Here is a 9,846-nt window from a genome sequence, read left to right as displayed (position 1 = left end):
CCGACGAGATCCTCGAACGCCTCGCCGGCTACCTGAACCGCCTACCGAACCCCAAATCCTAGATATGCAGTCCTCCCAAGACTCGGGACACTAGATCCATTGTCAGAATGTCCACACCACCGGGGTCACCTCAGCCTCAGGTCGGCGTGAACCCCGTACCGCTATCACCTCGTTCTAAGGAGAGATCACCGACGCGGCCTCGGACGAGCGCCGCATCTCCTCCCGGGCACCGGGCGGGCGGGGAAGCGCAACAGCCGGGACGACCAGGAAGTGGGCAGCATGGTGGAGAAGGCCGGTACGGGCGGTTCGCGACGCGGGTCCGTGGCGCCAAGGGTGGACGGCTCGCGCGAGGACATCGCGATCATCGGCATGGGTTGCCGTCTGCCCGGCGGCGTCTCGAGCCCCGGCGAGCTGTGGCGTCTGCTGATGGACGAGCGGGACGCCGTCGGCCCCTTCCCCGACGACCGCGGCTGGGACGTGGCGCGTTCGTACACCGCGCGCCTGGACGAGCCCGGACACCATGTGCAGCGCGAGGGCGGCTTCGTCGAGGCCGACAGGTTCGACGCCCGGTTCTTCGGCATCTCGGCGCGCGAGGCGCTGGCCATGGACCCGCAGCAGCGGCTGCTGCTGGAGACGGCGTGGGAGACACTGGAACGCGCCGGCATCGATCCGAGCGGCCTGAAGGGTAGCGCCACCGGGGTGTACGTCGGCGTCATGGAGTCCGAGTACGGGCCCGGCCTGGCCGAGGGTTCCGCGGTCGAGGGCCACGTGATGACGGGCACCACCGCGAGCGTGCACTCGGGCCGTATCTCCTACGCACTGGGGCTGGAGGGACCGGCCGTCTCCGTGGACACCGCCTGCTCGTCCTCGCTCGTCGCGCTGCATCTGGCGGTGCGCGCTCTGCGCGACGGGGAGTGCGACCTCGCTCTGGCCGGCGGTGCCACCACGGCACCCACCCTCGGCATGTACGTGGAGTACAGCCGGCTGGGCGCCCTCTCCGGAGACGGGCGTTGCAAGGCGTTCTCCGCGGACGCGGACGGCTTCGGCATGTCGGAGGGCGTGTCCATGCTGGCCTTGGAGCGGCTGTCGGACGCCCGGCGGGCCGGGCACCGGGTGCTGGCCGTCGTACGGGGCAGCGCGATCAATCAGGACGGGGTGTCCGACAGCCTGTCCGCGCCCAGCAGCCGGGCCCAGGAGAAGGCCATCCGGCTCGCCCTCGCGGACGCCGGTCTGAGCGGCGACGACATCGACGCGGTGGAGGCGCACGGCACCGGTACGAGGCTGGGAGACCCTACCGAGGCGCGTGCGCTGTCGGCTGTCTACGGCCGCACCGGCCGGCCGCTGCCGCTGGGGTCCCTGAAGTCGAACATCGGTCACACGTAGGCCGCGGCGGGTGTCGCGGGTGTGATCAAGATGGTGCTGGCACTCCGCAACGGCGTGCTGCCACGGACCTTGCACGTGTCCGCCGCCGCGCCGTACGCCGACCGGTCCACAGGGCTGCAGGTGCTGACCCGGCGACGGGAGTGGCCCGAGCCGCCGGCGGACCGGCCGCTGCGGGCCGGGGTGTCGGCCTTCGGCATCTCCGGCACGAACGCGCACGTCATCATCGAGCAGGCTCCGCGTCCGCCGCACCGCGACGGCGCACGGCTGGAGACGACGGACGGGCCCGGTCGGCGGGAGACGGCGCTGGTGGTGTGCGCGCGGTCCGGGCCCGGACTGGCCGAGCAGGCGTCACGGCTCGCCGCGCACATCGAGGCCGACCCCACCGTGGACATCGCGGCCGTGGCGGGCGCGCTGGTGCGGTCCCGGGCGGTGTGGGAGCACCGGGCGGTGGTGGTCGGGAACAGCCGTGCCGAACTCGTGCGGGGTCTTGAGGAGGTGGCGGGGCAGCGGCCGGCGTCCCTGGCCCACGTCGGTGTCGCGGCTGCCGGTGACGGAGCCGGGTCCGTGTGGGTGTTCCCCGGCCAGGGGGCGCAGTGGGCCGGCATGGGCGCGGAGCTGTGGGACACCGAACCCGTGTTCGCGGCCCGGATGGCGCAGTGCGAGGAAGCGCTGGGCCCCTGGGTCGGCTGGACACTGTCCGCGATGGTGCGGGAGCGGGATCCGGACATACTCGAACGTGCCGACGTGGTGCAGCCGTTGTCGTTCGCGGTGATGGTGTCGCTCGCCGCGTTGTGGCGCTCCTGGGGACTGCGACCGGACGTCGTGATCGGTCATTCCCAGGGGGAGATCGCGGCCGCCTGCGTGGCGGGCGCCCTGTCCCTGGCCGACGCCGCCCGGATCGTCGCCGTGCGCAGCCAGCTCATCGCGCGGACCCTGGCCGGTCGTGGCGGGATGCTCGCGGTCGCGGTGGGTGAGGAACGGGCCGTTCGTGACCTGCGCGAACGCGGGGACGACACGGTCGAGATCGCCACGGTGAACGGACCCCACTCGGTCACCTTGGCCGGGCCGCCCGCGGCACTCGGTGAGGCGGGGGCCTTCTACGACCGGCAGCACGTGCGCACCAGGAGGCTTCCGGTCGACTATGCCTCCCACACACGGCAGGTGGAGGAACTCCGTGCGGAACTCGTCGGCGCGCTGCACGGATTGACTCCCACGGTCACGGACGTCGCGTTCCACTCCACCACCGACGGCCGTCGGCTGACCGGAACCGAACTGGACGCGGAGTACTGGTTCCGCAACCTGCGCGAGCGAGTAGGCTTCGCGGACGCGGTACGAGAGTTGGCCGTTCAGGGCTTCCGTACGTTCCTGGAGGTCAGTTCCCATCCGGTACTGACGGCGAGCGTGCAGGACATCCTGGAAGCCGACGGGCTGACCGGTTTCGTGATCGGCGGCAGTCTGCGCCGTGGAGAGGGCGGACGGCTGCGGATGCTGCGGTCCGCGGCCGAACTGTTCGTACGCGGCGTACCGGTGGACTGGACAGCCGTCCTGCCCGGCGTGGCCCCGTCCGTGGACCTGCCCACGACCGCGTTCCAGCGCGAGCGGTTCTGGCTCGCCCCGGGGCAGGGTGGACCCGAAGCCGTGACGGCGGCGGGGCTGGAGCCCGCGGCCCACCCCCTGCTGGGCGCGTTGATCGAGGGCCCGGACACCGGAGGGCTGGTGCTGACCGGCCGGATCTCCCGGTCGACACACCCCTGGCTCGGGGACCACGCGGTGCACGGGGTCGTCCTCCTCCCCGGCACCGCGCTGCTCGAACTGGCCATGCAGGCGGGTGACCGGTCAGGGTGCCAGTCGCTTGAGGAACTGGTACTGGAATCGCCGTTGCGCGTGCCGGGGAGCACCGGGGTACGGCTGAGGGTCGTCGTGGGTGCCGCGGACGAGACGGGCCGGCGGGCCGTGACCGTGTGGTCCTGCCCGGAGGACGAGGAGGCGTCCTGGACACGGCACGCGAGCGGCAGGCTCGCCCCGGGCCCCGGCGCCGCGACACACCAGACGCCGGAGGGCTCGTGGCCGCCCGCAGACGCGGTCCGGTTGCCGGTGGATCCCTACGCGGAACTGGCCGCCCGCGGCTACGAGTACGGGCCCGTGTTCCAGGGGGTCCGGGCCCTGTGGACGCGCGGCCAGGAGATCTTCGCCGACGTGGCGCTGCCGGACGGCACCGAACCGGACGGCTTCACCGTGCATCCCGCGCTGCTGGACGCGGCCCTGCACGCCGGTGTCCTGGGCGGCGCCGTTTCCGACGGCGACGGAACGGCACTCCCGTTCGCCTGGAGCCAGGTGGAGGTGCACGCCGTCGGAGCACGCGCCGTACGGGCCCGTCTCACCCCCGCCGAGGACGGCGGCGTCCGCGTGCTGCTGACCGACACGACGAACGCCCCGGTCCTCTCGGCGCGTTCCCTGACCTTCAGGACGGCCGGCCCGGAACAACTGGACCGCCAGGCCACCGGGCCCGCCGAAGGACCCGGCGCACTGCACACGGTCCGGTGGACCGCCCTGCCCGGCGCGCCGGCCGGCGACCAAGCCGCCCCGGGGAGCGTAAGGGTGATCAGCGGGGCTGCGGATCTGGACGGCGCCGCTCCGGGGAACGACGGGGACGACCGCTGTGACTGGCTGGTCTGGCACGCCCGCCCCGGTACGCACCCGGCCGCGAACGCCCCTGCGGAGGCCGTCAGGGCGATCACCGGCGCGGCCCTGCGCCTGGTACGGGAGTTCCTGTCCGATCCGAGGTGGGCCACGGCCAGGCTCCTGGTAGTCACCTGCCGGGCCGTCGCCGTGCACGAGGAGGAATCCGCCGAAGTGGATCCCGTCGCCGCCGCCGTGTGGGGCCTCATCCGCAGCGTGCAGAACGAACACCCCGGCCGCGTGGCGATCACGGACCTGGCCGGCGCCCCGGACGGGACGGCCGACGGCGCGGTGCTCCGCACGGTCACGACCGCGGCGACACTGGCCGACGAATGGCAGACCGCTGTCCGCGCGTCGGCCGTGTCGGTACCGCGCGTGGTACCCGCGCCGGCGGGCCTGCGGCTTCCCGACGGGCCACTGCCGTGGGTGCTCGGTGTGGCCGGCCCGGGCGGTGACGTGGTGGCGTGTCCGGCACCGGAACTACTGGACCCGTTGAAGCCCGGGGACGTCCGTGTCGAGGTGCGGGCCGCGGGAGTCAACTTCCGCGACGTACTGGTGACCCGGGGGATGCTCGCCGACGCCTCGGACCTCGGGCACGAGGCGGCGGGCGTGGTCACGGCCGTGGGCCCCGCGGTGCGGGGTGTCGCCGTCGGCGACAGGGTGTGGGGCGTCTTCCCCAGCGCGATCGCTTCCCTGGCCGTCACAGACGCGCGGAACACAGCCCGGATACCGGAGGGCTGGACGTTCGAGGAGGCGGCAGCGGCTCCGGTGGTGTTCCTCACCGCCCTGTACGGCCTGCGGGATCTGGGCCGGCTGGGCCCGGGTGAGCGAGTGCTCGTGCACACCGCCGCCGGCGGCGTGGGCATGGCCGCGGTCGCCCTGGCCCGCCACCTGGGAGCGGAGGTCTTCGCGACGGCGAGTCCGGGCAAGCACGGGCTACTGCGCACGATGGGACTGGACGACTCGCACATCGCCGGCTCGCGCGACCTCCACTTCGAGGAACACTTCCGCGACGCCACCGGCGGCAGCGGCATGGACGTCGTCCTCAACTCCCTGACCGAGGAGTTCGTCGACGCCTCCCTGCGGCTGCTGCGCCCCGGCGGCCGCTTCCTGGAAATGGGCCTGCGCGACGTCCGTGACCCTGCCGAGGTGACCCGCGCCCACCCCGGCGTGAGCTACCTGCCCTTCCACTACTACGACGCCGGACCCGACCGGATCTCGGAACTGCTGAGGGAGCTGACCGCCCTGTTCGAGCAGGGCGCACTGGCCCTGCCTCCTGTGCGCGTGTGGGACGTACGGCAGCTGCCGGAGGCGCTGCGGACGATGGCCAACGGGCTGCACGTCGGCAAGAACGTACTGAGGACGCCCCGTCCTCTCGACCCGGCCGGAACGGTCCTGATCACCGGCGGGACGGGGCAGCTGGGCCGCCTGACCGCACGGCACCTGGTCGCGCACCACGGGACGCGCAGCCTGCTGCTCGCCTCACGGCGCGGCGAGGCGGCCGACGGCACCGCCGAGCTCTGCGCGGAGCTGCGCGAACTCGGCGCCACCGTACGGGTCGTGGCCTGTGACGTCGCCGAGCGCGACCAGATCGTGAAGCTGCTCGACCAGGTTCCCGAGGGCGCTCCGCTCACCGGGGTCTTCCACGCCGCCGGCCTGCTGGACGACGGCGTGGTGGCCGCGCTGGACGAGCAGCGGCTGGAGCGGACCCTGCGCCCCAAGGTCGACGCGGCGGTACACCTCGACGAGCTGACACGGGAGATGGACCTCGCCGCCTTCGTGTCCTTCTCCTCCGTCGCCGGAGTACTGGGCACCACCGGCCAGGCCAACTACGCGGCCGCCAACGCCTTCCTGGACGCCCTGGCCGTGGCACGACGGGCCCGCGGCCTGGCCGGGCAGTCGCTGGCCTGGGGGCTGTGGGCGCAGGCCAGCGGGATGACCGGCCACCTCGGCGACGCGGACACCTCACGTCTGGCGCGCTGGGGGGTCCGGGCGATGGACTCGCGCACCGGTCTCCGGCTCCTGGACGAGGCCCTGCTGCGCGACGCCGCCGTCCTGATCCCCGCCGCTCTGCACGTCACGGCCCGACGCGAACGGCGGCCGGACAGCCTCCTGCACCCGATCCTGCGGGGGCTGACCGGTGCGGCACGGCGTACGGCCCGGCAGGCACCGGAGGCGGACGGCGTCAGGGCCCGCCTGGCCGCCCTGGGCCCCGAGGACGGGGCGGCCGAGGTGCGGGCCCTGGTGCTACGGCAGGCCGCGGCGGTGCTCGGACGGTCCGGGCCCGACGAGGTCGACCCGCACCGGTCGTTCAAGGAACTGGGGCTGGACTCGCTCATGGCCGTCGAACTGCGCAACGCCCTCGGTGCTGCGACGGGACTCCTCCTCCCCTCGACGCTCGTCTTCGACCATCCCAGTGCCGAACGGCTCACGGAGCACCTTCTGGGACGAATGCTGCAGGACGCGGGCGGCACCGCGCGAGAGCGGACGTCCGCTCCGGACGGCGACGGGGTCGCCCCGTCTCCCGCACCGATGTCCCCGGCTTCCCGCCCGCCCCACGACCGGCACGGCCGGCCGAGCACCGCGGGAGGCTCGCACTCGGCCTTCGCCGGCGTGTCCCCGGGCTCGGCGGCTGAACGTGGCGCGACGGCCCGTGACGCCGGCCGCGGATCCGCCGCCGACATGACGGGAACCCTGTTCTGGCGGGGGCTGGACGCGGGCGACTTCACGACGAGCCGGCGACTGGCGGAGAACGTCGCCGTGCTGCGGGAGAAGTCGGACGACCTCGCGGCGCACGCCCCCCGGAGCCAGGACGTCATCCCCCTCTCCGAAGGCTCCGGCCCGGTGCCGCTGCTCATGGTCCCTCCGTTCGTCGCGATGTCGGGACCGCACGTCCACATGCCGTTGGCCGCCGGTTTCGAGGGGCGGGGGCCGGCTGTCTCCTCCCTGTCCCTGTCCGGGTTCACGGAAGGGGACGTCCTGCCCGCCACCGCCTCCGCGGTCACCACGGCACTGGCGCAGGCGTTGCTGCGGCATGTCGGTGACGCGCCCTTCGCACTCGGCGGATACTCCTCCGGAGGAGTCCTGGCGCACGAACTGGCCACACACCTCCAGGGCTGCGGCGTGCGTCCGGAGGCGGTGGTGTTCATCGACACCTATCCGGTGGACGACCCCTACCTCGCCCGCAACCAGGAGGGCTTCCACCGGCTGATGCGGCGGTACCAGACCCGCGCCATGCCGCTCGACGGCACCAGGCTGTCGGCCCAGTCGTGGTACGCGCGCCTCTTCGCGCACTGGAAGCCGGTGAGGCTGGAGGTGCCCACTCTGCTCCTGCGGGCGTCCGAACCAATGATGACGGCCGACGGCGAGGACTGGCGGGTGTCCACGCACTGGGTGCACGAAGCGGTGACGGCCACAGGAGACCACTTCTCCCTCATGGAGGAGCACGCCGCCGACACCGCCTCCGCCGTCCGGCTGTGGCTGGGGAAAGTACTGCGTCGATAGGCCGGTCCGGGAACCAGGGCCGGACGACCCCTCGGCCCCGCGTCGCACATCACCGTGTGGGTGACCTTCTCCCGGCCTGCTTTCCTGGGCCGGGCCCGAGGCGCGGGGCTCGCGGGGGCAGAAACCATCCTGCCCCCTAAGAGCTGCGAACAAAAGTGGGCCCCGGCGCCCGGCACGCGCCCTCGCCGCGTTGCCGAAAGGCCCTGGTAGCTCCGCTACAAGGACCTTCCGGCGCCTTGCGATCGCACGCACCGGACATCGCCCGCTGATCGGAACCCACTTTTGTTCGCAGCTCTAATACTGCAATCACGGTTAGGGACTCTGGTGTGATTGAGTGTCCTGGTGTCTGTGGATGTTGGTGTACGTCAAGTCGCGTCATGGCATGAGGTGTTGGCGGGGTTGCACGCGCGGTTCGCTGCTGATTGCGCGGTTGGAGCGGAAGAACGGCTGGTCGCTGGCGGAACGAGCCGGTGAGGCACATCCGATCGGGATGCAGCGGCTGCTGGGCGAGGCTGACTGGGACGCTGATGGAGTCCGCGATGACGTGCGGGACTTCGTCGTGGAAAGCATCGGCGACACGAACGCTGTGCTGATCGGTGATGACACCGGGTTCTTGAAGAAGGGCACCAGGTCGGCCGGCGTGCAGAGGCAGTATTCCGGCACTGCGGGGCGGACGGAGAACTCCCAGATCGGCACCTTCCTCGCTTACGCCTCCCGGCGAGGGCGGGCGTTGATCGACCGGGAGCTGTATCTGCCGAAGTCCTGGACCGACGACCGTGAGCGGTGCCGGGCGGCCGGCATCCCGGACGACGTGCCGTTCGCCACGAAGATCGAGCACTTCCAGGCCATGCTCCAGCGGGCACTGGACGCGAAGGTGCCGTTCGCGTGGGTGACCGCGGACGAGGCATACGGGCAGGTCAAGCGGTTGCGGTACTGGCTGGAGCAGCGCGCGGTCGCGCACGTGCTGGCGACCAAGGTCAACGACACCGTCATCACCACCCGGGGTGCCGAGGTCCGGGTCGACGCCCTGGTGGCCGGCCTGGCCCGGCAGGCGTGGAAGCGCCTGCCGGCAGGGGCCGGCGCCCACGGGCAGCGGTTCTACGACTGGGCCCGGGTGCCGATCCGGATCTGGTGGGAGAACGGCTTCGGCCACTGGGTACTGGCCCGCCGCAGTCTCGCCGATCCCACCGAGATCGCCTACTACGTCTGCTACGGCCCGGTCGGCACACGGCTGAGGGACCTGGCCCAGGTGGCCGGAGCCCGGTGGCAGGTCGAGGAATGCTTCCAGGCCGCGAAGAACGAGTGCGGGCTGGACCACTACCAGGTCCGCCGCTACGACGCCTGGTACCGGCACATCACCCTGTCCATGGCCGCCCTCGCCGCACTGACCGCCATCCGCGCTCAAGAACTGTCAAAGGGGGCAACGATCTTGGACAAACCCGACTCATACCCCTGTCCGTCGCCGAGATCCGCCGCTTGATCGGACTGCTTCTCCATCCACAACACCTCACCCCGACGCACCATCTGCACTGGTCCTGGTGGAGACGGCTCAGTCAGACACGCGCTCGCCACAGCCACTACAAACGCCGAGGTCAAACTCCCTAACTGTGATTGCAGTACTAACTCCGATCTTGACCGCGACCCCGCTGTTCGTCGCATGCGGCGGGTGAGTCCCGCCCCCGGGAGAGAACCTCGCAACGTGCAGACCTTGGTCAGTTCGCCGGCGGTGTGCTGCTCATGTCCGGGGGGCTGCGTCGGCGACGTGGTCGTCCTCAGCAGTTCGGGAGAGACGGTGCGGCTGGCCGCGTTGCGGTTTCTGGCCGGGGGAAGGCGCAGGGTTTCAAGAGCCTGCTGGGGCACGCACGTACTCGTCGTCGGGAGCGACCTCGGAACCGACGTGGGAACCGGTCGCGGCGCGGGTGCGCGTGAGGGCCACGGTGCGCAGCCCGGACGCCCGCTCGTGGGCCCAGAGGTTCGCCTCCCGCCGCCGGGTCGTCACTACGTATCCGCCGAGCAGGACCGCGACGAAGACGATCAACAGCACTTGCGGGAAGTGGTCGATCATCTGCCACTGGATCATGCGCTGGTCCGCCGCCGTTGCGTCCCGGACCCGGCGCACCACCCATGAGGGCCCGTTCAGCAGAATCACCGACGCGGTGACGAGGGTTGCCATCAGGGGGAGGGTGGGCCCTGACCCTGGAGTTTGGACACCGGAGAGACTTGGATCTTGTTGGTCCAGGAGAACGGAGTCCCTGTGGGGATGAAGCATTACCCCGCCGA

Annotated in this window: 4 protein-coding genes; 3 read left to right on the top strand and 1 reads right to left on the bottom strand. The window is 71.8% G+C overall.

Annotation, left to right across the window (positions count from 1 at the left end):
• The first annotated feature begins 279 nt into the window (after positions 1 to 279).
• The 3 genes from ACFC02_RS39950 (at position 280) to ACFC02_RS39940 (ending at position 9,046) form a co-directional block, all read left to right on the top strand.
• Positions 280 to 1,383, top strand: a complete 1,104-nt coding sequence (locus ACFC02_RS39950) for a polyketide synthase (RefSeq protein WP_376367513.1) — start codon at positions 280 to 282, stop codon at positions 1,381 to 1,383.
• 30 nt (positions 1,384 to 1,413) lie between these two features.
• Complete coding sequence (locus ACFC02_RS39945; RefSeq protein ID WP_376367511.1) at positions 1,414 to 7,566, top strand: SDR family NAD(P)-dependent oxidoreductase; 6,153 nt, start codon at positions 1,414 to 1,416, stop codon at positions 7,564 to 7,566.
• Between the two features lie 352 nt (positions 7,567 to 7,918).
• Positions 7,919 to 9,046 (top strand): IS701 family transposase, encoded by a 1,128-nt coding sequence (locus ACFC02_RS39940; RefSeq protein WP_376367509.1) that lies wholly within the window; start codon positions 7,919 to 7,921, stop codon positions 9,044 to 9,046.
• Between the two features lie 360 nt (positions 9,047 to 9,406).
• Here the strand turns inward: ACFC02_RS39940 and ACFC02_RS39935 are convergent, their stop codons facing one another.
• Complete coding sequence (locus tag ACFC02_RS39935) at positions 9,407 to 9,739, bottom strand: hypothetical protein (RefSeq protein ID WP_376367507.1); 333 nt, start codon at positions 9,737 to 9,739, stop codon at positions 9,407 to 9,409.
• Between the last annotated feature and the right edge of the window lie 107 nt (positions 9,740 to 9,846).

Source organism: Streptomyces sp. NPDC056160, assembly GCF_042268205.1.
Taxonomy (GTDB): Bacteria; Actinomycetota; Actinomycetes; order Streptomycetales; family Streptomycetaceae; genus Streptomyces.
The sequence above is the reverse complement of the archived record's forward strand: the minus strand, read 5'-3'. Positions and strand labels throughout refer to the sequence as shown.